24 protein-coding genes are annotated in these 25,975 nt (G+C 72.6%); 10 read left to right on the top strand and 14 right to left on the bottom strand.

The window, feature by feature from the left end:
* Window positions 1-7 precede the first annotated feature (7 nt).
* Window positions 8-1,084, bottom strand: a complete 1,077-nt coding sequence (locus tag ACZ3ZD_RS05325) for a Zn-dependent alcohol dehydrogenase (protein ID WP_467393752.1) — start codon at window positions 1,082-1,084, stop codon at window positions 8-10.
* A 24-nt stretch (window positions 1,085-1,108) separates the two neighbouring features.
* The gene (locus tag ACZ3ZD_RS05330) at window positions 1,109-1,966 is read right to left on the bottom strand and encodes a MaoC/PaaZ C-terminal domain-containing protein (protein WP_467393754.1); all 858 of its coding nucleotides are present in this window, start codon (window positions 1,964-1,966) and stop codon (window positions 1,109-1,111) included.
* 360 nt (window positions 1,967-2,326) lie between these two features.
* Between ACZ3ZD_RS05330 and ACZ3ZD_RS05335 the strand changes: the two genes are divergently transcribed.
* Window positions 2,327-3,646, top strand: a complete 1,320-nt coding sequence (locus ACZ3ZD_RS05335) for a sensor histidine kinase (RefSeq protein WP_467393756.1) — start codon at window positions 2,327-2,329, stop codon at window positions 3,644-3,646.
* Here the strand turns inward: ACZ3ZD_RS05335 and ACZ3ZD_RS05340 are convergent.
* Complete coding sequence (locus ACZ3ZD_RS05340; RefSeq protein WP_467393758.1) at window positions 3,612-5,159, bottom strand: alpha-L-arabinofuranosidase B; 1,548 nt, start codon at window positions 5,157-5,159, stop codon at window positions 3,612-3,614. The two genes, ACZ3ZD_RS05335 and ACZ3ZD_RS05340, sit on opposite strands and share 35 nt — an antisense overlap.
* 261 nt (window positions 5,160-5,420) lie before the next feature.
* Here ACZ3ZD_RS05340 and ACZ3ZD_RS05345 point away from each other — a divergent pair, with 261 nt between their 5' ends.
* The 6 genes from ACZ3ZD_RS05345 (at window position 5,421) to ACZ3ZD_RS05370 (ending at window position 11,705) form a co-directional block, all read left to right on the top strand.
* Window positions 5,421-6,062, top strand: coding sequence for a response regulator (locus ACZ3ZD_RS05345; protein ID WP_467393760.1), 642 nt, complete (start codon window positions 5,421-5,423; stop codon window positions 6,060-6,062).
* 144 nt (window positions 6,063-6,206) lie between these two features.
* On the top strand, window positions 6,207-7,949 hold the full coding sequence (locus ACZ3ZD_RS05350; RefSeq protein ID WP_467393762.1) for an MFS transporter: 1,743 nt from the start codon (window positions 6,207-6,209) through the stop codon (window positions 7,947-7,949).
* 137 nt (window positions 7,950-8,086) lie between these two features.
* Window positions 8,087-8,737, top strand: a complete 651-nt coding sequence (locus ACZ3ZD_RS05355; protein WP_467393764.1) for a class I SAM-dependent methyltransferase — start codon at window positions 8,087-8,089, stop codon at window positions 8,735-8,737.
* Window positions 8,738-8,759: 22 nt separating this feature from the next.
* A complete protein-coding gene (locus tag ACZ3ZD_RS05360) occupies window positions 8,760-9,707 on the top strand; it encodes an N-acetylmuramoyl-L-alanine amidase (RefSeq protein ID WP_467393766.1) in 948 nt (315 codons plus the stop codon).
* 116 nt (window positions 9,708-9,823) lie between these two features.
* On the top strand, window positions 9,824-10,591 hold the full coding sequence (locus ACZ3ZD_RS05365; protein WP_467393768.1) for a DUF5336 domain-containing protein: 768 nt from the start codon (window positions 9,824-9,826) through the stop codon (window positions 10,589-10,591).
* A 103-nt stretch (window positions 10,592-10,694) separates the two neighbouring features.
* The gene (locus ACZ3ZD_RS05370) at window positions 10,695-11,705 is read left to right on the top strand and encodes an LLM class F420-dependent oxidoreductase (RefSeq protein ID WP_467393770.1); all 1,011 of its coding nucleotides are present in this window, start codon (window positions 10,695-10,697) and stop codon (window positions 11,703-11,705) included.
* Window positions 11,706-11,717: 12 nt separating this feature from the next.
* On the opposite strand, the gene ACZ3ZD_RS05375 is transcribed toward ACZ3ZD_RS05370, so the two are convergent.
* On the bottom strand, window positions 11,718-12,311 hold the full coding sequence (locus ACZ3ZD_RS05375) for a hypothetical protein (protein WP_467393772.1): 594 nt from the start codon (window positions 12,309-12,311) through the stop codon (window positions 11,718-11,720).
* Window positions 12,312-12,473: 162 nt separating this feature from the next.
* Between ACZ3ZD_RS05375 and ACZ3ZD_RS05380 the strand changes: the two genes are divergently transcribed.
* Window positions 12,474-12,767: a hypothetical protein gene (locus tag ACZ3ZD_RS05380; RefSeq protein ID WP_014672411.1), complete on the top strand. Its 294-nt coding sequence runs from the start codon at window positions 12,474-12,476 to the stop codon at window positions 12,765-12,767.
* Window positions 12,768-12,771: 4 nt separating this feature from the next.
* Here ACZ3ZD_RS05380 and ACZ3ZD_RS05385 read toward each other — a convergent pair whose 3' ends face one another.
* From ACZ3ZD_RS05385 to ACZ3ZD_RS05395, 3 genes are read right to left on the bottom strand one after another with little or no spacing between them, the layout of a single operon-like run.
* Window positions 12,772-13,842: a prenyltransferase/squalene oxidase repeat-containing protein gene (locus tag ACZ3ZD_RS05385; RefSeq protein ID WP_467393774.1), complete on the bottom strand. Its 1,071-nt coding sequence runs from the start codon at window positions 13,840-13,842 to the stop codon at window positions 12,772-12,774.
* Window positions 13,839-14,591: a class I SAM-dependent methyltransferase gene (locus ACZ3ZD_RS05390; RefSeq protein ID WP_467393776.1), complete on the bottom strand. Its 753-nt coding sequence runs from the start codon at window positions 14,589-14,591 to the stop codon at window positions 13,839-13,841. Before ACZ3ZD_RS05390 ends, ACZ3ZD_RS05385 begins: the two co-directional genes overlap by 4 nt.
* Window positions 14,585-16,003, bottom strand: coding sequence for a glycosyltransferase family 4 protein (locus tag ACZ3ZD_RS05395; protein ID WP_467393778.1), 1,419 nt, complete (start codon window positions 16,001-16,003; stop codon window positions 14,585-14,587). Before ACZ3ZD_RS05395 ends, ACZ3ZD_RS05390 begins: the two co-directional genes overlap by 7 nt.
* 220 nt (window positions 16,004-16,223) lie before the next feature.
* On the opposite strand from ACZ3ZD_RS05395, the gene ACZ3ZD_RS05400 reads away from it, so the two are divergent.
* Entirely contained in the window at window positions 16,224-16,844 is a 621-nt protein-coding gene (locus tag ACZ3ZD_RS05400; RefSeq protein ID WP_467393780.1) for a TetR family transcriptional regulator, read from the top strand.
* A gap of 31 nt (window positions 16,845-16,875) precedes the next feature.
* Here the strand turns inward: ACZ3ZD_RS05400 and ACZ3ZD_RS05405 are convergent, their stop codons facing one another.
* A complete protein-coding gene (locus tag ACZ3ZD_RS05405; protein ID WP_467393782.1) occupies window positions 16,876-17,058 on the bottom strand; it encodes a hypothetical protein in 183 nt (60 codons plus the stop codon).
* 163 nt (window positions 17,059-17,221) lie between these two features.
* Between ACZ3ZD_RS05405 and ACZ3ZD_RS05410 the strand changes: the two genes are divergently transcribed.
* Window positions 17,222-20,827 (top strand): NACHT domain-containing protein, encoded by a 3,606-nt coding sequence (locus ACZ3ZD_RS05410; protein WP_467393784.1) that lies wholly within the window; start codon window positions 17,222-17,224, stop codon window positions 20,825-20,827.
* A 301-nt stretch (window positions 20,828-21,128) separates the two neighbouring features.
* On the opposite strand, the gene ACZ3ZD_RS05415 is transcribed toward ACZ3ZD_RS05410, so the two are convergent.
* From ACZ3ZD_RS05415 to ACZ3ZD_RS05440, 6 genes are all read right to left on the bottom strand, one after another.
* Entirely contained in the window at window positions 21,129-21,362 is a 234-nt protein-coding gene (locus tag ACZ3ZD_RS05415; RefSeq protein ID WP_467393786.1) for a ferredoxin, read from the bottom strand.
* Window positions 21,363-21,365: 3 nt separating this feature from the next.
* On the bottom strand, window positions 21,366-22,817 hold the full coding sequence (locus tag ACZ3ZD_RS05420) for an aldehyde dehydrogenase (RefSeq protein WP_467393788.1): 1,452 nt from the start codon (window positions 22,815-22,817) through the stop codon (window positions 21,366-21,368).
* A 158-nt stretch (window positions 22,818-22,975) separates the two neighbouring features.
* The gene (locus tag ACZ3ZD_RS05425) at window positions 22,976-24,223 is read right to left on the bottom strand and encodes a tyrosine-type recombinase/integrase (RefSeq protein WP_467393790.1); all 1,248 of its coding nucleotides are present in this window, start codon (window positions 24,221-24,223) and stop codon (window positions 22,976-22,978) included.
* The gene (locus ACZ3ZD_RS05430) at window positions 24,223-24,420 is read right to left on the bottom strand and encodes a helix-turn-helix transcriptional regulator (RefSeq protein WP_467393792.1); all 198 of its coding nucleotides are present in this window, start codon (window positions 24,418-24,420) and stop codon (window positions 24,223-24,225) included. Before ACZ3ZD_RS05430 ends, ACZ3ZD_RS05425 begins: the two co-directional genes overlap by 1 nt.
* Complete coding sequence (repSA, locus tag ACZ3ZD_RS05435; RefSeq protein WP_467393794.1) at window positions 24,417-25,793, bottom strand: replication initiator protein RepSA; 1,377 nt, start codon at window positions 25,791-25,793, stop codon at window positions 24,417-24,419. Before repSA ends, ACZ3ZD_RS05430 begins: the two co-directional genes overlap by 4 nt.
* Window positions 25,786-25,971: a hypothetical protein gene (locus tag ACZ3ZD_RS05440; RefSeq protein WP_467393796.1), complete on the bottom strand. Its 186-nt coding sequence runs from the start codon at window positions 25,969-25,971 to the stop codon at window positions 25,786-25,788. The genes repSA and ACZ3ZD_RS05440 overlap by 8 nt, the downstream gene beginning before the upstream one ends.
* Between the last annotated feature and the right edge of the window lie 4 nt (window positions 25,972-25,975).

The raw sequence follows: 25,975 nt of genomic DNA on the forward strand, positions 1-25,975 counted from the left end.
GGGGTCCTCAGATCTCGATGCAGGTGCGCAGGGCGGTCCCGGTGCGCATCTGGTCCAGCGCCTCGTTGATCCCGGCGAGCGGCACCCGGTGGGTGATCAGGCCCGCGAGGTCGACGCGGCCGGCCCGCCACAGGGCGATCGTGCGTTCGTAGGAGCGCAGCACGTCACCGCCGCCGTACAGGGACGGCAGGATGCGCTTCTCGTCGAAGAACAGCTCGAACATGTTGAGCTGGAGGCAGTCGTCCATGGCCCCGGCACCGACCACGACGAGGGTGCCGCCGCGCCGGGTGTTCTCGTACGCCGTGCGCGCGGTGGTGGACCGGCCGACGACCTCGAAGACGTAGTCGAAGCCCTCACCGCCGGTCAGCTGCTGCTTCGCGTCGGCCAGTTCCCCGGGTGCGACGGCCCTGGTGGCGCCGAAGCGGAGGGCCGACTCGCGCCGGGAGGCGACCGGGTCGACGGCGACGATCTCGGCGGCGCCCTTCAGCCGCGCCCCTTGTACGGCGGAGATGCCGACGCCTCCGCACCCGATGACGGCGACCGACGAACCGGCGGCCACGTCGGCGGTGTTGAGGGCGGCGCCGAGCCCGGTGGTCACCCCGCAGCCGATCAGGGCGGCGATGTCGAAGGGCACGTCCTCGGGGATCGGCACGGCGCAGCCGGCGTCGACCACGACCTCCTCGGCGAAGGTGCCGGTGCCCGCGAAGCCGAACACATCGCCGCCGGGGCGGCGGAAGTTGGGGGTGCCCGCGTTCATGAACCCGGCCAGGCAGAGCTGGGTCTGGCCGCGCCTGCAGGCGGGACAGGCACCGCAGGCCGGCAGCCAGCACAACACGACCCGGTCGCCGGGCTCGAGGTGCCGTACGCCGTCGCCCACGTCGAGGATCTCGCCGGCGCCCTCGTGGCCGGGCACGAAGGGGGCCGGCTGGGGCAGTACGCCGTTCATCGCGGACAGGTCCGAGTGGCACAGCCCGGTGGCGCGCACCCGGACCCTGACCCTGCCGGGTCCGAGGCCCACCGCCTCGACGTCGTCGAGGACCTCCAGCTTTTCCTGGCCGATCTCGTGCAGTACGGCTGCGCGCATGGTGCGGCTCCCCTCACAGGTGTCTCAGGAGTGCTGAACAATGGTGTCGGCGAGCACGGGAGCGTCCCCGCGCTCCACGGCGCCCACCGTGGCCCGCACCCGGCCCTCCTCGCGCCACATGCGGATGCGCAGGGTCTCGCCGGGGAACACCACCCCGGCGAACCGGGTCCGGTAGCCGCGCACCCGGGTCACGTCGCCGCCGAGGAGTGTGTCCACCACCGCCTTGAGGGTGCAGCCGTAGGTGCACAGGCCGTGCAGGATGGGCCGTTCGAAGCCGGCGCGCTTGGCGAAGTCGGGGTCGGCGTGCAGCGGGTTCCAGTCGCCGGAGAGGCGGTAGAGGAGGGCCTGGTCCTCGCGGAGCGGGCGTTCGACGGTCCGGTCGGGTTCGCCGGCGGGTGGTTCCAGGCGGGCGGACGGGCCGCGGTCGCCGCCCCAGCCGCCCTCTCCGCGGACGAAGATCTGGGCGTCGTTGGTCCACAGCGGCCCGTCGGCGTCGGCGACCTCGGTGCGCATGACCAGGACGGCGGCCTTGCCCTTGTCGTACACGGCGGCGATCCGGCCGGTGGCGGTGGCCGCGCCGCGTGCCGGGATGGGGCGGTGCAGGTCGAGGCTCTGCCCGCCGTGCAGGACGCGGGCCAGGTCGACCTCGACGCCCGGCATGGACAGCCCGCCGATCACTCCGGGAGAGCCGTTGCCCGCGACGGTGGCGAAGCTCGGCAGGACGTGCAGCCGGGACTCCAGGGTGTAGCGCAGTTCGTCCGGGTCCGTGGCGGGGACGCCCGCGCCGATGCCGAGGTGGTAGAGCTGCACGTCCTTGTGGTCCCAGCTGATCTCGCTGATCCGGGGTTCGGCCGCGAGGGCCTTCGCTGCGTCGATGGGCATGGGGCTCCTGACACGGTGGCTGCGAAGACCCCGGCGCGGACGTCCGCACCGTCGGCCGCACCGGGGTCGCTGCGGGCCGATCTAGAACGCGTTCCAGTCCGGCGCCCCCTGTATAGCCCAGCCCTCCGCAGTTGTGAAGGCTCCTGACGGCGCGTCAGACAGCGTGTCGGTGGGCGTACCGGCAGGCCACCGGCGACCGGTACATGTGTCCCGTCCGGTTCCGTACATGTGTGTCTGCCGGGGCGGGGTCCGGTTCCGTACCGTTCGACTCGTACGCTGTGCTGCTCTCCCGCTGCCGGGGGGGCTCAGACGAACCGGGGACAGACGGGGGACGACGGGATGACACGGGGGAGCACCGGGATGACGTGGTGGCGAAGTCTGTGCTGCCGGGTGGCGGAGCTGCGGGCGGAACGCCGGCGGTGGCGGGCGGAGTTCGAGCGGTTCAAGACCGCGCAGCGGGCGGCCCGCAGGAACGGCGGGGCCCCGCACGTGGACCACCCGGGCCCGCCGCCCACCGGGTTCACCCTGCTGCCCTGGCTGCTGATGGGCATGGGCTCCCTCTCCAACCTGCTCCAGGGCCGCACCCCGAACCCGTGGATCGGCGGCCTGGGCCTGCTGGCCTTCAACTCCCTGTACATCTACGTCACCTTCCGCGCCTTCGACCGCAGCAGGCGGGAGTCGGTGTCCACGCGGGTGGCGCTGGCGCTGATGGGCCTGCTGACCACGGGTCTGGCGCTCGGCTACGGCGGGGACTGGCTGGCCTTCTTCCCGCTGCTGGGGCTGGCGGCCGGCGCCTCGCTGCGCGGCCCGTGGCTGGGCCGTACGGGCCTGCTGCTCGCGGTGTACGCGGCGGCCGTCTCCTACGTCCGCGGCGGCTGGGGGGACGCGTCGGGCATCGGGTACGCCACCTTCATCTCCAGCATGGTGACCGCCGCCATCCTCGGCCTGTCCGAGGCGGTGAGGGAACTGCGGGCCGCCCGCGAGGAGTTGGCGCGGCGCGCGGTGGAGGAGGAGCGGCTGCGCTTCTCCCGCGATCTGCACGACCTGCTCGGGCACACCCTGTCGGTGATCGTGGTGAAGTCGGAGGCGGCCCGCCGGCTGGCGCCGCGCGACATGGAGGCGGCGCTGGGGCAGATCACCGACATCGAGTCGGTGGGCCGGCAGGCGCTCACCGAGATCCGGGAGGCGGTGACCGGCTACCGCGAGGGCAGCCTGGCCACCGAGCTGACCCGGGCCCGGTCGGCGCTGTCCGCGGCGAGCGTGCAGCCGGTGGTCCGCCAGTCCGGGGCGCCGCTCGCGCCGCAGGCCGAGGCGCTGCTGGGCTGGGTGGTGCGCGAGGCGGTCACCAACGTCGTCCGGCACAGCCGCGCGAGCCGCTGCGAGATCACCGTGGAGGGGTCCGCCGAACGGGTCCGGCTGACGGTGGCGGACGACGGCGGTGGGCCCGGCACCGGCGGCGGGCCCGGCACCGGCGGCGGTGTCGGCGGCGGTGTCGGTGTCGGTGTCGGCGGTACCGGGCTGAAGGGGCTGGCCGAGCGCCTCGCGGCGGCGGGCGGCTCCCTCACGGCCGGCCCGGCGCCGCGCGGCGGCTTCACGGTCACCGCCGACCTCCCGGCCGGCGGTGCCGCGCAGGCGGCGGCCGGGGTTACGGCGCCCAGGGCGAACCGACCGCCCAGCTGACGTCGTTCGCCCAGGAGGTGGCGCTGTCGAAGGCGTTGGATCCGCCGTTGCTCGCTATGTACAGGTTGTAGTCGTAGTGGCGCAGGTACCTCGTCGGGTAGTTGTACGAGGCGAAGGAGGTGCCGGTGCCGCTCTTGCCGGTCTGCGGGCAGAAGGTGGCGTCGGCGCGGAACTGGGCGGTGCCGTCCATGGGCTGCCGGTAGACCCGGTAGTTGTAGTGCCGCAGGAAGTCACCGGGGTAGTTGCGCGACTCGAAGGAGACGCAGGCGCTGTCGGCGAGGCCCCGGCGGACGATCCAGGTGGCGTCGCCCTTGTCGACGGACGAACTGGCCGACGTGACCGGCGAGATGACGGCCGCGTCGTTCTGGTGACGGAGGTAGTCGTTGGTGCAGCAGGAGGTCGTGGCGCGCAGGGAGGTCTCCGCACCGGGGTTGAGCGTGCCGGTGCTGCCGGTCGGGCCGCCGTAGCCGACGGAGACGATGTTGGCCTGGACGGCGTCGTCGGCGGCGTCGGTCGGGATGCCGGAGGTCATGACACCCTCAAAGAAGGAGCCGATGGAGCCGTTGCTGTTGTCCCCACCGGTGCCTAGGACGATGGCGCCCTCCTGGTGCATCGGCGCGTATCCGCCGGCGGTCGGCTCACCCCCGGAATAGGTGGTGTTCAGCCCACCCGACTGGGCGTTGCCGTATTTGAGCGCGAAGTGGTTCTGCCCGTTGTTCTTCAGCAGCGCGGTCACGAACGGCAGGGGCCCGGTCCCGGTGTTGCCGGTGTTCCTGCTGTAGCCGGCGTCGGACTGGAACAGCCCGTTCTCCAGGTCGGCCTGCACCCAGGGGCCCTGTCCGTAGCAGGGGGAGAACCAGCACTCGGTGCCGAAGTTGATGGCGTCCATGTGGCCGTTGCCGGTGTCCAGGTTGTTGGTCTCGGCGTTGCCGTAGTCGAAGCAGCAGCGGTTGTTGACGTGCGTGCCCGAGGTCACCATGTACATCCCCTCGGCCTGTCCGTTGACGGCCACGCCCGAGGTGGAGTTGTCCCGGTAGCCCATGCCGGCGGAGATCTCCAGGCCGTAGACCTGGTGGCCGCCGACGGTGACGGGCAGGGCGTCCGCGGGCGCGCCCACGTCGGCGGCCCCGGCGCCGCCCGCGCCCTCGACGGTGAGGTCGTTGTGGCGCGGGGACTGGTCGTAGATCTCGGTGATGACGCAGGTCGTGCCGGAGCAGAAGGAGTCCTGGGCGGCGGCGTCGGCGTAGCCGCCGGCGGCCAGCAGCCCGATGTTCCTCCGGGCCCCGTCCGAGGCCCGCTGCACCTGGTAGAGCGGTCCGTTGTACGACCCGTACAGCGCCCGGGCCAGGCTGTGCGCGGCGACACAGGGGGTGCCGGCGGCGCCGTAGAGATCACAGGGCAGGGAACCCGCGGCGGCGGCGGGCGGCGCGCCGGTGCCGAGCAGCAGCGCGGCCAGCGTGGCGCAGACGGCCAGGAGGGAGAGGAGGGCGGCGCGGGGGGTACTCAGGAGCACGGTGCACCTCGGGTTGCTCAAAGGGACGTTCGGTATATCGGACGCTGTTCGAGCGATATACCGGACCTGTTCACATGCTGGATTTCCCGGGATTCCTGCGAAGGCAGGGGCGATTGTTCGGCGCCCATCCGGCACCGTCAACCCCCGCCGCACGGGCCCATGCCGATTCTTTACGGCCGCCCCAACCCCCTCCCCTCTTAACGGCCGTCCCGCGCCCTCCCCGCCGCTCGACTCCCCCCACCCCGCCGTAACCTGACCCCCATGGACGAGACGCCCCCTCCCCGCCGGCCCGCCACCCCTATCCGGGTGTTGCTCGCCGAGGATCAGGGGATGATGCGGGGCGCTCTCGCCCTGCTGCTCGGCATGGAGGACGACATCGAGGTCGTGGCCCAACTGGGGACGGGCGACGGAATCGTGGACGCCGTGCTCGCGCACCGACCGGACGTGGCGCTGCTGGACATCGAGTTGCCGGGCCGCAGCGGGCTGGACGCGGCGGCCGAGTTGCGGGGCCGGGCGCCCGGGTGCCGGGTGCTGATCCTCACCACCTTCGGCCGGCCCGGCTATCTGCGCCGGGCGATGGAGGCCGGCGCGGCCGGCTTCCTCGTCAAGGACGGGCCGGTGGAGGACCTGGCCGCGGCGATCCGGCGGGTGCTCGCCGGGGAGACCGTGGTCGATCCGGCGCTGGCCGCCGCCGCGCTCACCGCGGGGCCGAATCCGCTGACGGCCCGCGAGCGCGAGGTGCTCCAGGCGTCGGTGGACGGGGCGACCGTCGCCGACATCGCCGGGAGGCTGCACCTGTCCGAGTCCACCGTGCGCAACTACCTCTCCTCCGCGATCGGCAAGACCGGCACCCGCAACCGGGCGGAGGCGGTGCGGGAGGCGCGGCAGCAGGGCTGGCTGTGAGTGCCTCCGACCCCGTGCAGACCTGACGATGCGTCACATTCTCATGAAACGGTCAAGAATTCGTTAGAGGCTCGAAGCAACGGAATAGTTGCCTGTGCATACGAGGTTTACCCGGCACTTATGACACGCGGAAGGCCTCACCCCATGCCAGACACGACGACCGACCAGCCCACCCGGCGAGCGGGCGGCGCCGTCGTCCCCGTGCTCGCCTTCGCGGGCATCGTGGTCGCGGTGATGCAGACGCTGCTCGTGCCGGTCATCAAGGACCTGCCGCAGCTCCTGGACACCGCCCCCTCCAACGCCACCTGGGTGCTCACCTCGACCCTGCTGTCCGGCGCCGTCGCCACCCCGATCATGGGCCGGCTCGGCGACCTCTACGGCAAGCGCCGCATGCTGATCCTCAGCCTCGCCGTGATGGTGGCCGGCGCACTGGTCAGCGCGGTCACCAGCCAGCTGCTCATCATGATCGTGGGCCGTACCCTCCAGGGCTTCGCCATGGGCGCGATCCCGCTCGGCATCGGCCTGATGCGCGACATGCTGCCCCGCGAACGGCTCGGCTCGGCCATGGCCCTGATGAGCTCCTCGATAGGCGTCGGCGGCGGCCTCGCACTGCCCGCCGCGGCCCTGGTCGCCCAGCACACCGACTGGCACGCCCTGTTCTACGGCGCCGCCGGCCTCGGCGTGCTCGCCATCGCCCTCACCCTCCTCGCCGTACCGGAGTCCCCGATGCGCGCCGAGGGCTCCTTCGACCTGCTCGGCGCCCTCGGCCTCTCGACCGGCCTGGTCCTGCTCCTGCTGCCCATCACCAAGGGCAGCGACTGGGGCTGGTCGTCGGGCACGACGCTCGGCCTGTTCGCCGCGTCGGTCGTGGTCCTCGTCCTGTGGGGCCTGTTCGAGCTGCGGCACCGGGCGCCCCTGGTCGACCTGCGCACCACCGCGCGCCCGGCCGTCCTGTTCACCAACCTCGCGTCGATCATGGTCGGCGTCGCGTTCTACGTCGTCTCGCTCGTCCTGCCCCAGCTGCTCCAGCTGCCCACCGCCACCGGCTACGGCCTCGGCCAGTCCATGGTCGTCGCGGGCCTGTGCGTGGCCCCGCTGGGCCTGACGATGATGTTCACGGCACCGGTCTACGCCCGGCTGTCCGCCCGCTACGGCCCCAAGCTCACCCTGATCACCGGCCTGCTGATCATCGCCATCGGCTACGGCGGCGGCCTCGGCCTGATGGACGCGGCCTGGCAGACGGTCGTCACCTCCGTGGTGCTCGGCGCGGGCATCGGCCTCGCCTACTCCTCGCTGCCCGCGCTGATCGTCGGCGCGGTCCCGGCTTCCGAGACCGGCGCGGCCAACGGCCTGAACACCCTGATGCGGTCCATCGGCACGTCGGTGTCCAGTGCCGTCATCGGCATGGTGCTGGCCAACACCGCGCACGACGTGGGCGGTGTCGCGGTGCCGACCATGCACGGCTTCCGGGTCTCCTTCCTGATCGCCACGGCCGCCGTCGCGGTCGGCCTGCTGCTCGCGCTGTGCCTGCCGAAGGCCGCCCGGCCGGTTCAGCACACGCAGCTGCGGGCCAGCAGCGAGGAGGAGGCCAACCTGGAGCGGGCCGAGGAGGTGCTGCGCGGGTTCCGGGGCCGGGTCCTGGACGCCGGCGGCGCGCCCGTCGCCCGGGCCAAGGTCACCCTGATCGACCGCCGGGGGCGGCAGGCCGGCGCGACCCTCTCCGAGGCGGACGGCAGCTACGTGCTGGCGGTGCCGGGTGAGGGGGCGTACGTCCTGGCCGCGAAGGCCCTCGGCCACGGGCCGCTGGCCTCCTCGGTGACGCACTCCGGTGCTCGGCGGGCCGTCGACCTGGACCTGTCGCTGCCGGGAGAGTCCGTCAGCGCCTGACGCGGCGCCCCGGCCTGTCGTCCGGCGACCACCGCGCCGCCGGAGCCGGTCGCCTCACGCACCCCCTGTCACCCGGTCGGCAGGGGGTGCGGCAGCATGGGCGGCGTCCGGAGAGTCGTACGACCGAAAGGCGCCCCATGCCCGCCGCTCCCCAGCCCGAGATCCTCGCCGCGTTCGAGGCGGCGAAGGGGTTCATGCCCCTCGACGAGGGACTCGCCCTCTACGACGCCGCCGTCACCGCCGGCCGGCTCGGGCTGCCGGTACTGGAGGTGGGGACCTACTGCGGGCGCTCCACCCTCCTGGTGGCCGACGCGGCCCGCGCGGCCGGGGTCACCGCGCTGACCGTCGACCACCACCGGGGCAGCGAGGAGCAGCAGCCCGGCTGGGACTACCACGACCCGGAGACGGTCGACCCCGAAATCGGCCTCATGGACACCCTCCCGGCCTTCCGGCGCACCCTGTTCAAGGCGGGTCTCGAAGAGCACGTGATCGCCCTCGTCGGCCGGTCCCCGCAGGTCGCCGCGGTCTGGCAGGCCCCGCTCGGGTTCGTGTTCGTCGACGGCGGCCACACCGACGAGCACGCCACCGCCGACTACGAGGGCTGGGCGCCGCACCTCGCCGAGGGCGGGCTGCTGGTCATCCACGACGTCTTCCCCCATCCGGAGGACGAGTTCACCGGCCAGGCGCCGTACCGCATCTACCTGCGGGCCCTGCGGTCAGGGGCGTTCACCGAGGTGTCGGCGACCGGCTCGCTGCGCGTCCTGCGGCGAACGGGAGCGGGGATCTGAGGCCCCGGTTAGAGTCGCAGACGTGTCGTACACAGGCCCGGAACTCGATCCTCCGCACCAGCGCCGGCCCCGGCGCGGCCCGCTGACCGTGGCGCTCGCCGCACTGGTGCCCGGCGCGCTCCTCGGCTGGCTGGTGTACGAGGCGGTGGGCGGCTCCGGCGGCGACGGCCGTACGGCCTCCCCCGCGCCCGTCCCGCGCAGCGCCACGGCAGGCACCACGACGCGGGCCGCCTCCCCGGGCGACGACGCCAAGGCGTCCGGCGGGCCCTCCGCCCGGCCGGACGGCCCCGGCCCCCTCGCCGGCAAGGTCGTCGTCGTCGACCCGGGCCACAACCAGGGCAACTTCCGGCACACGGCCGAGATCGGCCGCCAGGTGGACATCGGCACCCATCACAAGGAGTGCGACACCACCGGGACGTCCACCGACGACGGCTACACCGAGGCGCGGTTCACGCTCGACGTGGCACACCGGCTGCGCGCGCTGCTGGAGCGGCAGGGCGCCACCGTGAAGCTCACGCGTGACGGCGACAGCCCGGCGTGGGGTCCGTGCGTGGACGAGCGGGCCCGGATCGGCAACACCGCGCGCGCGGACGCGGCGATCTCGATCCACGCCGACGGCGCGGCCGCCGGCGACCGCGGCTTCCACGTCATCCTGCCGGGATCCGTGCACGCCGGCGCCGCCGACACCCGTGCCATCGTCGGCCCGTCCCACGACCTCGGGGTGCGCGTCGCGGGCACCTTCCTGCGCGAGACGGGCGAGCCGCCCTCCAACTATCTCGGCGGCGGTACCGGGCTCGTCACGCGCACGGACCTCGGTGGTCTCAATCTGTCAACGGTTCCCAAGGTGTTCATCGAGTGCGGCAACATGCGCGATAGCAAGGACGCGGCACTGCTGACCAGTGGCGCCTGGCGGCAGCGGGCGGCGCAGGGGATCTCTGAGGGAATCGTGAGTTTCCTGCGCGGGTCGTGACCGGCGGGTGGAACCGGCCGGACAGCCGGATCTTGTGGGCGATAGTGTCTACCGACGACGAGACGACCTACGAAGGACCTGAAGTGAATATCCGCTCCCTCACTAGAGGCGACGGCGTGGTGATCGGAGCAGCGGTGGTGCTGTTCATCGCGTCGTTCCTCGATTTCTACACATACTCCGCCTACGGCACGGAAGTCGGCCGGAGCGCGTGGGAGAACCTGGGCACGGGCCTGGGCACCTACATGGGCGCGGTGATCGGTGCCGTTCTCATCGTCGTCAACCGCTGTCTGCCGCAGCCGCGCAAGGTGGCCGGGCTCGACCTCTCCGTCGTCGGCACCGCGTTCGCGATCCTGGCCGCCTGGACGCTGCTGTGGACGCTGATCGACCTCGACGGCGTGGACGCCGGCGCCGGCCTGGTCCTGGGGTTCATCGCCGCTCTCGTCCTGGCCGCCGCCGCGGTCGCCACCCCCCTGGTCCCCGCCCTCCAGGCCGCCCTGATCCCGGCCCCGAAGCCGGCCGCCCCGCAGCCCTACGGCGCCCAGCCGGCCCATGGCTACGGCTACCCGGGCGCCCAGCCGCAGCAGCCGTACGGCGCGCAGCCGCAGCCGGGGCAGCCGTACGAGCAGCAGCCGCAGCCGTACGGTCAGCAGCCGCAGGCCGCCCCGGCGCCGCAGCCGGCCGTCGCGGACTTCTCGCCGTTCTGGTTCGCCGTGCCGGTGGCCCGCCCGCTGTTCCCGGAGGACGGCTCGCCCTCGCCGATCGCCGAGCTGGCGCCGGGCACCTGGTACCTGGCCGTCGAGCAGCGCGGTGCCGCGCTGGTCGCGCAGACCCAGGACGGCCGCCGTGGCGTGCTCCAGGACACCTCCGGCATCCAGCGCGGCTGAACCGGCCGCCGCGGCGCACCGGCCCCTCGCCCTTCCGGGCGGGGGGCCGTTGTCGTACAGTCGCCCCCCGACCGTGTCTGACGGTACGTCAGGAGGCAGCTGTATGCGGCTCGGTCTCGCACTCGGGTACTGGGGACGCGGCCCGGACGCCGGCCATGTGCCGCTGGCCCGGGAAGCGGAACGGCTCGGCTACGACTCGGTGTGGACGGCGGAGTCCTGGGGCTCGGACGCCTTCACCCCGCTGACCTGGATCGCGGCGCGGACGTCGACGATCAGGCTGGGTACGGCGGTTGCCCAGATGGCCGCCCGCTCGCCCACCGCCACCGCGATGCACGCGCTCACCCTGGACCACCTCTCCGGCGGGCGGGTGCTGCTCGGGCTCGGCCTGTCCGGGCCGCAGGTGGTGGAGGGCTGGTACGGCCGCCCGTTCCCGGCGTCGCCGCTGACCGCGACCCGGGAGTACGTGGACGTCGTACGGCAGGTGCTGCGCCGTCAGGCGCCCGTGGCGGTGGACGGCCGGTTCCATCCCCTGCCCTACCGGGGCACGGACGGCACCGGCCTCGGCAGGCCGCTCAAGCCGATCACCCATCCCCTGCGCCGCGACCTGCCCGTCCTGCTCGGCGCCGAGGGCCCGCGCAACGTCGCCCAGACGGCCCGGATCGCCGACGGCTGGCTGCCGCTGTACTGGGCGCCGAGCCGGCCCGAGGTGTACGGGGACGTGGTGCGGGAGTTGCCCGAGGGGTTCATGGTGGCCCCGATGGCCCGGGTGAAGGTGTGCGACGACGTGGCCGAGGGGCTGCTGCCCGTGAAGGCCATGCTCGGCTTCTACATCGGCGGGATGGGGCACGCGGCCCGCAACTTCCACGCCGACCTGATGGCCCGCATGGGGTACGAGGCCGAGGCCCGGCGGATCCAGGAGCTGTTCCTGGCCGGACGCCGGGAGGAGGCCGTGCTGGCCGTGCCGGACGCCTTCGCCGACGAGATCTCCCTCGTCGGCCCGCGCGAACGCATCGCCGAACGCCTTCAGTCGTGGCGCGCGGGCCCGGTGACGGACCTGCTGGCCCTGTCACCGGACCCGCACAGCCTGCGGGTGCTGGCGGAGCTGAACTCCTAGGCTCCCAGGCTTCTAGCCCTTGGCCAGCTGGGACGCGGTCGGCACCTTGTCCTTGACCGGGGCTCCCGCGCTCTTCCCCGCGTCCTTGACGTTGCCGATGACGTCGTCGAACATGCCCGCCGCGTTCCCGTCACCCTTGCGCAGCTTGGACGGCAGGTCCTTCAGGGCCGCGATGCCGGCGCTGAGCGGCGCCAGCGCCTTGGCCAGGGTCGGGTCGGCCTGGGCGTTCTTCTGGGCAGCCTTGAGCCGGTTGTAGGTGAAGGCGCCGGCCAGGCCGGCCTTGACCAGGGCCACTTTGCGGCCCTTGGCGCCCTTCTTGAACTTGCCGGCCTTCCAGGGCTTCACGATCCACTGGTAGGTCGCTCCGGCGGCGAGGCCCGCGTCCACCACGAAACGGGTCTTGGCGAACTTGCGCTTCTCCGCGGACGTGGACGGGCTGGGGGTGTCGGCGGCGGGCTCGGCCCGCACCTCCCCGCTTGGCTGGGCACTGCTCTTCGTGCTGGTCCTGGAACTGTTCGCCTGCTCACCGCCGCAGGCCGTGGCACCGGCCACCAGAGCACAGCACAGGGTGAGCGCCACGACGAGGCGCCGTATCGGTACGGGCACGAGGTCCTCCGGACGTGTCCTCCCCGAGCGGTCTGCTTCCTCCGGCAGCCTCACCCGAACCCGCCGCGTCCGCCACCCGGGGGACGCCGTCCGGGTGCGATCCGGGTCGTCTCCGGGCCGTGTCCGGGGTTTCACGGGCCGTCGCCCGGCAATCCGGAGGGTATGTCCCCTCGATATCGCAACGGTGCGAATCAGGCCGGGACGGTCATCGCCGTCGTCGCCGACATCATGGCGCTGATACTCGGCCTGTGGATCCTGATGTACCTGCTGGACGCGAACCGGGCCAACAGCCTGGTCCAGTTCGTCCATGACGCGGCCTCCTGGCTGGCCGGGTGGTCGCACGACCTGTTCACCTTCGACGAGGCGTGGGCGCGGGTGGTCGCCGGATACGGTCTGGCCGCCGTGGTCTACCTGTTCGTGGGCCACGCCATAGCCAACCGGATGCACCGGCACTGACGGCTCAGCGGCAGCAGTCGGGATCGAGCCCCGTCGGCAGGTGGTCGCCGCCGAACACCGCGCACGTGGCGTCGTGGCCGCCCAGTGCGGCCACGGCCAGCAGCAGGGAGCCCGCCGTCCAGGTGGTCAGCTCGCGGGGCCAGATCGCGGCGTCCTCGAACACGTAGCCCGTCCAGTACAGGCCGCTCTCCGGGTCCCGCAGGTGCTGGATGGACTGGAGGATCTCCAGGGCGCGGTCGGACTCGCCCATCGCCCACAGGGCCAGGGCCAGTTCGGCGGACTCGCCGCCGGTCACCCACGGGTTGGGCACCACGCAGCGCACGCCGAGCCCGGGGACGACGAACCGGTCCCAGTCCGCCTCGATGCGGGCCTTGGCCTCCGCTCCGGTGAGCGCGCCGCCGAGGACCGGGTAGTACCAGTCCATCGAGTAGCGGTCCTTGTCCAGGAAGCGCTCGGGGTGGCGGCGGATCGCGTGCCGCAGCGCACCGGCCGCCAACTCCCAGTCCGGCTGGGGCTCCTCGCGTTCCTCGGCGATGGCGAGGGCACAGCGCAGGGCGTGGTGGATGGAGGAACTGCCGGTGAGCAGGGCGTCGGCGGTGGGGGTGCCGTCGTCCCCGCGGCGCCAGCCGATCTGCCCGCCCGCCTGCTGGAGGCGCAGCACCCACTCGACGGCCGCGTAGACGCACGGCCACATCCGGTCCAGGAAGGTGTCGTCGCCCGTGGAGAGGTAGTGGTGCCAGACGCCGACGGCTATGTAGGCGACGAAGTTGGACTCGCGGGCGCGGTCGGTGACGTCGTCGTGGGCGCCGTCGGCGTAGGCGGCGTACCAGGAGCCGTCCTCGTTCTGGTGCCGGGCGAGCCAGTCGTAGGCCCGCTCGGCGGCCTCGTGTTCGCCGGCCGCGTCCAGGGCCATGGCGGCCTCGGTGTGGTCCCACGGGTCGAGGTGGTGCCCGCGGAACCACGGGATCGCGCCGTCCTCCCGCTGCACGGCGAGGATGCCGCGGACGGTCGCGGCGGCCTGCTCGGCGGTGAGGACCCCGGGCAGGACGAGGTGTTCTGTCCGGGGAGTGGTCACGGGGCGGCCACCCCGTCGGTGTCGGCGAGCCGGGGCAGGTGCGGCTTGGTCGCGTAGACCACGAAGCTCTTGCCGATCAGCGGGTTCAGCGCCTGCTCGGCGAGCCGGGTGGCGAGCGGCTTCTTCATGATGTCCCAGACCAGCAGCTTGTGGTACGCCCGCACCGGCAGCGCCTTGTCGTTGTCGACGCCGAACGCGCACTTCAGCCACCAGTACGGCGAGTGCAGCGCGTGCGCGTGGTGGGTGCCGTACGGCTTCAGGCCGGCCTCGCGGACCTTCGCCACCAGCTCGTCGGCACGGTAGATGCGGATGTGGCCGCCCTCGACCTCGTGGTAGGCGTCGGACAGCGCCCAGCAGACCTTCTCGGGGCCGTAGCGGGGCACGGTGACCGCGATGCGGCCGCCGGGCCTGAGCACGCGGACCATCTCCGCGAGGACGCCCTTGTCGTCGGGGATGTGCTCCATCACCTCGGAGATGATGACGACGTCGAAGGACTCGTCGGGGAAGGGCAGGGCCAGCGCGTCGCCCTCCATCGCGGTGGCGGTGGCGCCCTCCGGCGCCTCGCCGGCCTCCTTCATCGCCGCGAACCACTTGGCGACCTCGCGGATCTCCTCGCCGTTCTGGTCCAGCGCCACCACCTGGGCGCCGCGCCGGTAGCACTCGAAGGCGTGCCGGCCGGCTCCGCAGCCGAGGTCCAGGACACGGTCGCCGGGGGCGAGCGGGAACCGGGAGAAGTCGACGGTCAGCACGTGGCCCTGCTTTCGGAGGAGACGCCTGCAACACTTGCCGGGGCCGCGGAGCGGCCGGTGGTCCGGGCGGGTGCCCGGTCCGGTGACGGCGCCTCGGTGCGCCGGGGGCCCGCGGAGCGGGCGATGGCCTCGCGGTAGTGGGCGACGGTGCCCTCGGCGGCGCGGGCCCAGGTGAAGTTGCGCAACACCCGCTCGCGGCCCGCCCGCCCGAGCCGCACGCGCAGCTCCGGGTCGCCGAGCAGCCGGCTCAGCCCGGTGGCCAGCGCCCCCGCGTCGCCGGGCGGTACGGCCAGACAGGTCTCCCCGTCCGGTCCGGCGACCTCGGGGATCGCGCCGCCGGTGGTGGCGAGCAGCGGGGTGCCGGTGGCCATGGCCTCGGCGGCGGGCAGCGAGAAGCCCTCGTACAGGGAGGGCACGCAGGCCGCCTCGGCGGAGCGGATCAGGTCGACCAGTTCGGCGTCGGAGATGCCCTTGACGAAGTCGACGGCGCCTTCGAGGCCGTACCGCTCGACGGCCTGGGCGACCGGGCCCTCCTGCGGGCGCTTGCCGACGACGACGAGGTGCGCGGCCGGGTGCTCGGCGCGCACCTTGGCGAGCGCCTCCACGAGGAACACCAGCCCCTTCAGCGGCACGTCGGCGCTGGAGGTGGTGACGATCCGGCCCGGCACCTCGGGGACGGCCGGATTCGGCGCGAACAGGTCGGTGTCGGCGCCGATGTAGACGACGTGGACGCGGTCGTCGCGGACGCCGAGGTGGTCCACGATCTCCTGGCGGGAGCTGCCGGAGACGGTGAGGACCGAGGGCAGCCGGCGGGCGACGCGCTTCTGCATGCGGGTGAAGGCGTACCAGCGGCGCACCGAGTAGCGGCGCTGCCAGGTGCCGGCGGCGTCCAGCTCCAACTGCCGGTCCACGGTGATGGGGTGGTGGATCGTGGTGACCAGGGGGGCGCCGATGTCGCCCAGCAGGCCGTAGCCGAGGGTCTGGTTGTCGTGGACGACGTCGAACGCGCCGCGCCGGGCGCGCAGGTGCCTGCGGGCGCGCAGCGAGAAGGTCAGCGGCTCGGGGAAGCCGCCGGTCCACATGGTCCCGACCTCCAGGGCGTCGATCCAGTCCCGGTACTCGTCCCGCCCCGGGGTGCGGAAGGGGTCGGGCTGGCGGTAGAGGTCGAGGCTGGGCAGCTCGGTGAGGGTGAGGCCGGGGTGGCCCTCGTCGAGGACGGGGTACGGCTGCGAGCCGATGACCTCGACACGGTGGCCGAGCCGGGCCAGCTCGCGCGAGAGGTGTCGTACGTAGACACCCTGGCCGCCGCAGAACGGGTTCCCCTTGTAGGTGAGGAGCGCGATGTCGAGCGGTCGCTCGCCGTCGGACGCGGGGTCCTCCTGGAGGCTCGCTTCCCGGGCCTCAGCGGTCACTCCGTGCCCCCTTCTGCCTGCACTGTCCCGCGAGACTACGACGGGACGCTAATCTAGAACAAGTTTCAGACTTGATCGTTCAAGAGGCTCTGAATCTACCGGCAGGTAGGAGCGCTGTGAGCAGTGGATCAGGTGATTCACGCCACGGCGCGCGGCCCTGCCGGCCGGTGTGATCACGAGCCCTGCCGACACCCTCACCGACTGTCACGGAACGGGACCCATGCCTGCGGAAGCCAGCTCCTCGCGTCCGGCCTCGTCACCCCTCACCGAGCGGCAGGAGGCCCGCCGGCGCCGGATCCTGCACGCCAGCGCGCAGCTGGCCAGCCGGGGCGGGTTCGACGCGGTGCAGATGCGCGAGGTCGCCGAGTCCTCCCAGGTGGCCCTCGGCACGCTGTACCGCTACTTCCCGTCCAAGGTGCACCTGCTGGTCGCCACGATGCAGGACCAGCTGGAGCACATGCACGGCACCCTGCGCAAGAAGCCGCCGGCGGGTGACACGGCCGCCGGGCGTGTCGCGGAGACCCTGATGCGGGCCTTCCGCGCCCTCCAGCGCGAGCCGCACCTGGCCGACGCGATGGTCCGCGCCCTCACCTTCGCGGACCGCAGCGTCTCGCCGGAGGTCGACCAGGTCTCCCGCCAGACCACCGCGATCATCCTGGACGCGATGGGCCTGGCGGACCCCACCCCCGAGCAGCTCTCCGCGGTCCGGGTCATCGAACACACCTGGCACTCGGCCCTCATCACCTGGCTCTCGGGCCGCGCCTCCATCGCCCAGGTCAAGATAGACATCGAAACGGTCTGCCGCCTGATCACCCTGACGGAACCGGCCGACCGCCCCTGACCGGTCCCACGGAGCCGGCCCGCGCGGTCGATCACCGTCGCCGTCGGTGCCGCGGTGCCCCCAGGAGCCGGTCGAGCACCCTGAGCGCCGCGGTACGCCGGGCCGGCCGGCGGGACCACACGGCGGGCAGCACGACGCCGGCGTAGACGGCGAGGAAGACGAGCGCGGCGAGCAGGACGGGCGGCTGGGCGGCACCCGGCAGCTGAAAGGTCATGACGTTCCCTCCGGACGAACGGCCGACGACGTGCACGACGACCGTCGCCCCCTCGCGCTCCGTCCCGGCCGCACGCCGAATCCCCCCGAACTCCCGGCGAAACCCGCAGGTCGGGCCGTACCCTTCGGAGACATCCACCGCATCGCACCGAAGGGGTGGGGAGTTGACCGCACCACCGGCGGGTCCCGTCGCGGACTTCTGCGCCGAGCTGCGCCTCCTGGTCCGCAAGTGCCGTGTGGCGCAGGGGGAGATCGCCGACGCCCTCGGACTGCGCAGCACCAGTACGGTCTCGGAGCTGCTCAACGGGCGGCGGCGGAGGGTCCCGGACTGGGACGTCGTGCGGAAGATCGTGGGCCTGTGCGCCGAGCGGCACGGCTCCAAGGCGCCGCCGGTGGGGATGAGCCTCGACACCGGGTACTGGAAAAGCCGGCACGCGGAACTGGAACGGACGGCGGAGGCGGCGCGCGAGCGGGGCGAGCCGGGTCCCGACCCCGTGGCGCCGGTGCCCGCGCACCACGTCCGCGCGACGGACTGCGTCGAGATGGGCGTCGGGGAGGCGGTACGGTTACTGGCCGGGGACCGCAAGCAGTCGTCGGCCGCGATGGACACGCTGATGACCCCGCCACGGGGCGACCGGAGAGAGCCGCACGCCCTGGCCGGCCTTCTGCGCCACCTCCCGGCGCGCGTACGAGCGGCCCGGGGTGTCGAGCGCGCCGCGCTCATCCAGGCCGCGCGGGTGGTGCTGGTGGCCGCCGCCGTGGCGAGGTCCACGGCTGCCGCCGACCCCTTCCCGCTGATCCGGGACCTGGCGGACGGGTCCCACGCCACCCATGAGTCCCCGCTCGCGCCCTTCAGGGTCACCATCGAGGCCGACCGGGCCTCGCGCATCACCACCGAGTACCAGCGCCTGGCGGCCGCACTGGCCGGTGCCTGCCCCGAGTTCACGCTGGTGGCGGGCACTCCCTCAGCCGTGGAGGCCGGCCCGGCGGGCGGATCCGCTCCCCTGGGGCTGGCCGGACTCGGTGACCTCCTGTCGGAGTTCTCCGGCCGGCCGGGGGCCTTCGCGCCCGTGGGAGCGCTGCTCCGGGCCCCGATCGCGTCCATCGACGCCCCGGGTCCGCGGCTGCCCAGCCTGGCGGACGGCTACGTCACCCCGCGCTACCGGCGCGCACGTCCGCACCCGGGCGAACGGGCCGCCTCGGACAAGTGGTGGGGCGGTCAGCCCCTGTACGACGACATCGAGCGGTTCCTCGCCGCCCACGTCCTCGGCCTCCCCGCCCTGCTGGCGCCGCTCCTCGTGCTCGGCCACCCAGGCTCCGGCAAGTCCCTGCTCACGAAGCTGCTGGCGGCCCGGCTCCCCGCCGGTGAGTTCCGCGCCCTGCGCGTGGAGTTGCGGCACACACCGGCGGAGACGGACGTGCAGACCCAGCTGGAACACGCGCTGAAGCGGAGCACGGGGCGGGACACGAGCTGGCCGGACTGGTACGACCAGGAGCCCGGCGGCCCGCTGCCCGTGGTCCTGCTCGACGGCTTCGACGAACTGCTCCAGGCCGGCGCGCACAAGCTCGGTCACGGGCGGCAGTGGGGCTACCTGCACGAGATCAAGGACTTCCAGACGCGCGAGGCGGGGCTCGGCCGCCCGCTGATCGTGATCGTGACGAGCCGCACGGTGGTCGCCGACCGCGCGGACATTCCGCGCACCAGTCAGGTGATCCGCCTCGAACCCTTCGACGAACCGGAGATCGAACGGTGGCTGGCCGTCTGGAACGCCACCAACCGGGATCACTTCGCCCGGCACGCCCAGCTGCCGCTGACCCTCGAAGTCGTCCTCCCCCACCGGGAACTGGCCGCGCAGCCACTGCTCCTGCTCATGCTGGCACTGTACGACTCCACCGGCCACGCCCTGCGCCTGCTGGGGGACGAGGACATCAACCGCACGCAGTTGTACGACCGGCTGTTGCGGGAGTTCGTCCGCCGCCAGGTCGACAAGGACGGCCCGCTGTCCCCGGCCGAGGTGACCGCCGCCGTCGACCGTGAACTGCACCGGCTGTCCGTGGTGGCCCTGTCGATGTTCCACCGGGGTGCCCAGGCGATCAGCGGCGAGGACGCCGACCGGGACCTGCGGGCACTCGGCGCCGCGGCCGCCGGTGCGGCGGACGACGGTTCGGGCCTGCTGTTCGGCCGCTTCTTCTTCGTCCACGAAGCGCAGGCCGTCGTCACCGAGGAGCGGCTGCGCAGCTACGAGTTCATGCACGCGACCTTCGGCGAACACCTGGCCGCCCGGCTGGTCGAGCAGGCGCTGCACCGGCTCGTCGCGGACCGGACACCGAAGGACGACGGCGAGTTGTACGCGCTGCTGTCCTTCGCCCCGCTCACCGACCGGGCGCAACTCGTGCAGAACCTGGGGGACATGCTCGCGGCATGGCCGGCGGAGCGCGCCCGAACCGTCCTGGTCCCGGTGCTGCTCGACCTGTTCCGCGCCGCCGGCTGGGACGGTGCACACCGCACGCCCGTCGCGTACGCGCCGGTGCGGTTGCGCAGGGCGTACCGGGACGCCGTCCACGAGGTGAACCTCGTCCTGCTCGCCGTACTGGCGGCGGAAGCGGTACTCGGCGCGCAGCTCGCCGACGAGGACGAGGACGCGGCGGACGGGTGGCGGCGGCACGCGCTGCAGTGGCAGGGGCAGTTGACCAGGGAGTCCTGGACCGCGCTGACCTCGACGCTCCATGTCGAACGCTGCTGGCCGCCCGATCCGGGGAAACGGAGCGGGCAGCGGCGGGACGTGAGGATCAGCATGCGTCCGGCTCCGCTCGCCGACCATGTGCTCAACTGGTCGATCGGCACAAACCCACCCCACCGGACCAGACCCCTGTCGCCCGAGCTGGACCGGTGGCCGGCCTCCGCGCAGCACGTCACGCAACTGATCAGGCGGGTCTCGTTCGTCGGCGACCGCGACATCGAGCGCCTGGTGCACATCGGCTATCCCGTGCTGCTCCAGTTCCCGACCACGCAGTCCCACACCGCCGACTTCGCGGGCACGGGACACCGGTCGGCGCTGCAGCCGCTGCTCGCCCTGCTGACCCGCGACGTCTACGAGCCCGGGGAACTGCCCGACATGTACCTCGACTGCCTGCACCACGCGCTGGTGCCGGAGGGGGACGAACGCACCGCCTACCTCGAAGCCGTCCTGCGCCAGCTCGCCCACGACGCGCCCGCCCTGCCGGACGAGGCTCTCGCGTCCGTCCTCAACCTGCTGCGGCACGTGCTGAGCGAGGGCGGGATACGCCTCACGGAACGCATGGAGCGCGCGTTCCTGGAGTGCCTGGCCCACGCCGTCGACCGAGGGAGCCCGAGCCTGGCCGACGCGCAGGCCATACCGCCCCCGCCCCTCCCCCGGGACGCTCCGTCGCCCCTGCGGTCCCTCCTGGAGATCACCCGCCTGAGCCACTCCACGCACACGTGGTACTGGTCGGGCCCCCTGACCGGCACGGCCGCCGCCCAGCACCTGGACCACCTGCTGGCGAGCCTGGACCTGCCCGTGGTCGGCACCACGCACCCCGCGGCCCTCGTGGACCTGTTGCGCCACGCGGCGGAGCTGGGTCTGGACGACTGGCTGGCCGCCCACACGGCGGAGATCCTCGCCGCGCTGCCGCCGACGGCCTTCGGCCTCCTGCGCCCCTCGGACCTCCCCCGCCTGCGCGCGGCCCTCCCACCGGGTGCCCACACCGAACGCTTCGAGCGCGTGGAGCGGGCCTGGCGCGGCCCGTGACACGCACGGAGACCCACACGGGAAGACCTACGAGACGGGTTCCCTTCGCCGGTATGGTCCGGATCAGGTGATGGGGGTCGCCGTTCGGCCCGACTGCTGCCTTCCGGCCTCTCAGCCCTACCGCCGCCGTCGGCCCGGGCGGATGCCTGAGCGTCACGCCGAAGTCGGCTACACCGGTGGGGCTCCCTCACTCGTCTCGTAGGCTGTTTTCAGGATAGAACGACTCACCCATGACGGAACCGGGCAATTCTCACCATTTCCCAACACCGTGCCCGGGGGGGTGAGGAAGCCGCTCCGGTGTCTACTCCTCCGGCGGGAACACCGCCTCCCCGTTGTCGCTCAGGGTGATCAGGATGGCTTCCACCGGGCAGTTCTCGGCTGCCGCCAGGACCTGTTCGTTGGCGGGGGCGTCCGGGGCGGACGGGTGGGACTGGCGGGCGGCGTCGAGGTGGAAGCCGGCCGGGGCGTGGTGGAGGCACTGGGCCGAGCCGATGCAGAGCGACCGGTCGACCTCGATGTGCCAGCGGTCGCCCATCGGCTACGCCCCCGCCGGGAGGTGGATCATCTTGTGCTCCAGGTACGCGCCGTACCCCTCCGGGCCGAACTCCCGCCCCAGGCCCGAGTTCTTGTAGCCGCCGAACGGGCCGAGCATGTCGAGGCTGAAGGTGTTGACGGAGTAGGTGCCGGTGCGGACCTGCCGGGCGATGTCGACGCCGTGCTCGGTGTCGGCCGTCCACACGCTGCCGGACAGGCCGTACTCGGAGTCGTTGGCGATCTCCACGGCCTGGGCCTCGTCGCCGTACGGGATCAGGCAGACGACCGGGCCGAAGATCTCCTCGCGGGCGATGCGCATGGCGTTGTCGACGTCACCGAAGAGGGTGGGCTCGACGTACCAGCCGCGTTCGAGCCCGTCCGGGCGGCCGCCGCCGGTGAGGACCTTGGCGCCCTCCTCCTGGCCGATGCGGATGTAGTCCAGGTTCCGCCGCTGCTGGCGCCGGGCGACCAGCGGGCCGACCTGGGTGGCCGGGTCGAGCGGGTCCCCGACCACGAGGGTGCGCGCCGCCTGCGTGAAGGCGTCGGCGAAGTCGGCGTAGCGGGCGCGCGGGACGAGGATGCGGGTCTGGGCCACGCAGGCCTGCCCGTTGTTCATCCAGGCCGCCGGGACGATCCCGGAGACGGCCGTCTCCAGGTCCGCGTCCGGCAGCACCAGGGCCGCCGACTTGCCGCCCAGTTCCAGGGTGACCCGGGTGAGGTTGCGGGCGGCGACCTCCATCACGCGCTTGCCGGCCGCGACCGAGCCGGTGAAGGAGACCTTGTCGACGCCGGGGTGGCCGACCAGGTACTCGCTGACCTCGCGGTCGGCGGGGACGATGGACAGCACGCCTTCGGGCAGGCCGGCCCCGCGGGCGATCTCGCCGAGCAGGTAGGCGTCCAGCGGTGCCTCCGGGGACGGCTTGAGGACGACCGTGCAGCCGGCCAGCAGTGCGGGCGCCAGCTTGGCGGCGGCGACGAACTGCGGCACGTTCCAGGGCACGACGGCGGCGACCACGCCCACCGGTTCCCGCCGGACCAGGATCGGGCCCAGCGCACCGTCCCGGCGTTCCTCGTGGGTGAAGTCCCGGGCGACCCGGATCGCCGCGTCCCACACCATCATCGCGCCGAGCGCCTGGGCGAGGACGCTCCAGGAGTACGGGGAGCCGTTCTCCGCGGAGATCACCCGGGCGATCTCCTCGTGCCGGGCGGCGATCCCGTCCTTGATGCGGGCGACGACCTCGATCCGCTCCTCCAACGTGGCCCGGGGCCAGGACCCCTCGTCGAAGGCGCGGCGCGCGACGGCCACGGCCCGGTCGACGTCCGCCCGGGACGCGTGCGGCACCCGGCCGATGACCTCCTCGGTGTGCGGCGAGATCACCTCGATGACGTCCCGGCCCAGCGGGTCGGTCAACTCCCCGCCGATGAACAGCTGTCCGTGTTCCACGAGCTCGGTCATGGCCGACTGCCTCCCGCCGCTCCGCACCGCGTCCGTCGTTTCTGACACTGTTTCAGAACTGATATCAGTTCTAGTTAAACTAGTCCACGGATAGTACGAGAATGCCCCTGACCAGCGGTTTCCCGATGATCAGGGGCGGGTGCAGAAGGTGTGGGCCGTCAGGGGGCCGTCGGGCCCTCGCGGGCCGTCCGGTACATCTCGTCGACGGCCCTCCGCGTGCGCGTCTCGCTGCTCGGCATGAGGTGGGTGTAGGTGCGGAGCGTGAACCCGGCGTCGGCATGGCCGAGGTAGGCGCTCAGGGCCTTGATGCTCTCCCCGGAGTCGAGGAGCACCGAAGCGTAGAAGTGCCGTAGCGCGTGCATGCCGTCTTCGCGGGCTTCCTTGTACCGCTCCCCCGGCCCGGGCTTGGGAATCACTCCGGCCGCGGCGAGCGCAGGCTTCCAGGCGTGCACGTTGAAGGCGTTGCGCCAGACCGCCCCGCCCTCAGCACCCGTGAAGTACAAAAGCCTGGTCACCGGCTCTCCGTCGGGGCGCATCCAGGGCAGCGTGACTTCGGCCGGCGGGAAGGCCGTCATGTGCTCGGCGAGCGCAAAGGCGACCGAGTCCGGCAGCGGCACATCGCGGAGCTTGCCGTTCTTCGGCGGAGCGAAGACCAGCTTCCGTTCCACGACCTTGACCTGTTGGGTGACGTGCAGAACGCCGGACAGTGGATCCACCTCGTCGACGGCCAACCCGAAGATCTCCCCTTGCCGAAGCCCGCATCCAGCCCCGACGTCGACCATGGCCCGGAAGCGGTCGGGCAGCCCCCGCCGCACGGAGAACACGCGCTCTGCGGACCACGGAGCTACACGACCAGGCGCGGGCTTCGGGCGCCGTACCGAGCGCACTCCACAGGGGTTGCGCGCAAGGCGGCCGTCATCAACTGCGGCAGCGAGCACCGCCGACACGTTCCCGAAGATCACGCGACGGGATGATCCAGCGCTCCCTGTCTCCTCCAGCTTGCGTATCCAGGCTCGGATGTCGGACGGCTGGAGCGAGGAGAGAGGACGGCTCCCGAGGTACGGGAAGGCATGAAGCCGAAGGCGGCGTTCTGTGTTCTCACGAGTCGTCGGGTCGGTTGTCTGCCCGGCCAGCCACTCGGTGGCGTACTGCTGAAAGGTGGCCTTCCCAGCCTCGGGGTCGAGGTACTGGCCACGCGACATGTCCGCCTCGATACGCGCGAGCCACTGGTCAGCGAGCCGCTTCTTGCCATCAGGGAAGCTCTTGGACTTCTCGGTCCCGTCGGGGCCGACGTAGCGGGCGCGGTAACGCATGCCGGTGCCGTGGCGGTCTGTCTTGACCTTGCGGGTCTTTCCGTCCGGGGTGACCTCGGTCTTGTACCAGCGGTCTTGAATGTGTCCAGCCACTACGCCGCCCCTTCCATGAGGGCGCCGACCCAGGCGCGCACGTCGTTGGGGTCGTAGCGCAGATGCCGGCCGACTCGGAAGCCGCGTGGGCCGGTGCGCTTCCGACGCCACTGGTACACGGTCTCGACGGGCACACCGAGCAGCTCGGCGACGTCGGCCGGGGTCAGGTACCGCTCGGGAAGCGTGCGGACGGTCATGCGGGGGCTCCTTCCAGGGTCAGGTCTTGCAGGGCTTCGCGGGCGGTCTCGCGGTTGAGCTGGAGGTCGCGGGCGATGGTGGCGGCCAGGACGGATTCGCCGGGGGTGTGGCCGTGACCGGCGTACTGCCAGTCGGCCAGGACCAGGACGGTGTCCGGCTCCTGGTCCTTGAGGCCGAGGGCGGCCTGCTCCTGGGCGGCGCGGTAGTCGGCGCGTGCCTGGCGGAGAGCGCCGAGGGTGGTCGAGTAGCAGCGGGACTTGGAGGAGAAGTGGCCGCGGAAGCCGAGCATGTGAGCCCAGGCCCACAGGCGCCGGTCCGGGTAGAGCGGGTCGAGCAGCTTGCAGGCTTCGATCAGACGGCGGGTGTGGTCGGGGACGCCGTGGCGGTCGAGTTCGGCGAGTTCACCGATGCGGCGGTCGAGGGTGCCGGTGTTCTCGGCGGCTTTCGTGGCGTACTTGGCGACGTAGGAGGCGACGGCCTGTTCGGTGATGTCGGAGCCGTCCCCGAAGGCCTTGACCGGCCGGACGTCGAGCTGTCGGCCCCAGCGGAAGGTGCGGGCAGGTTGGTCGGCGGCGGCCGGGACGGAGACCGAGGTGTAGGAATGCGCGGCGGCAGCCCGGATCGCGTCGGTGAGGAGGTCGACCGTGGCCCAGGCGGGCGGCGGGGTGCCGGGGCCGTCCGGTCCGTCGATGCGGATCACAGCATGGAAGTGCAGGGCGCCGCGCTTCTGGAACTCTGCGACCTTGCCGTATGAAAGCCGGGCGGCTTCCTTCAGTTCCCGCTGTGAGAGGCCGGCGCGTGCGGCGACTTCCCGGCGGAGCCGGTTGGTGAAGCGCTGCCAGAGCTGTCCGGCGTGGTTGTTGAACAGCACGGCGCCCGCGTAGTCGTACGTCTCCGGGGCGAGGGGCGTGCCGAGTGCGGGGTCGTCGGCGGCGTGGCGGGTGCCGCAGCGGCAGACGCCCCGGTCGGGCCGGTTGTGCACGCGGCCGAACGAAGGGGCGGTGAAGGTCGCGAAGACGCGGGGATGGTCGCGGACGGTGGCGGGGATGTCGCGGCGGTCGTCCCCGGCGAGCCCGGCGCGGATGAGGTGGTAGGTGTCGCCCGCGTAGGTCCAGGCGCAGGACGGGCAGCGGGAGGCACGGCGGTTTCCGCAGGCCAGGCGGAGCCGTCCGCCGGGTTCGCCCTCGGTGGAGTAGTGGTGCAGGGTCTCGCCGGTGGTCTTGTCCTTGAGCAGGACCCAGCCGGTCAGGTGGATGGGGTCGGCGCAGCCGCCGGTGCGGCGGATCTGCTCGTGCCAGCGGTGGTAGTCATCGGCCGAAGCCACCCTCAGCAGGTCGCCGAGGGTGGCACGGTCGAGCAGCTGCTCAGACACGGGCGCCCTCCGGAGAGCGGCGGGCGGTGACGGTGCCGGTGCCCTGGCAGGCCGGGCAGTGGGCGGTGACGGTGCGCAGGTGGCCACGGTGGTCGCGGCCGCCGAGGGTGACGGCGACGGAGGCGAAGCCGTCGCAGGCCGGGCAGATCCTCGCCCGCGGCGGGGTGGGGTGGGCCATGATG

It is taken from the genome of Streptomyces sp. NPDC023481 (assembly GCF_055560195.1).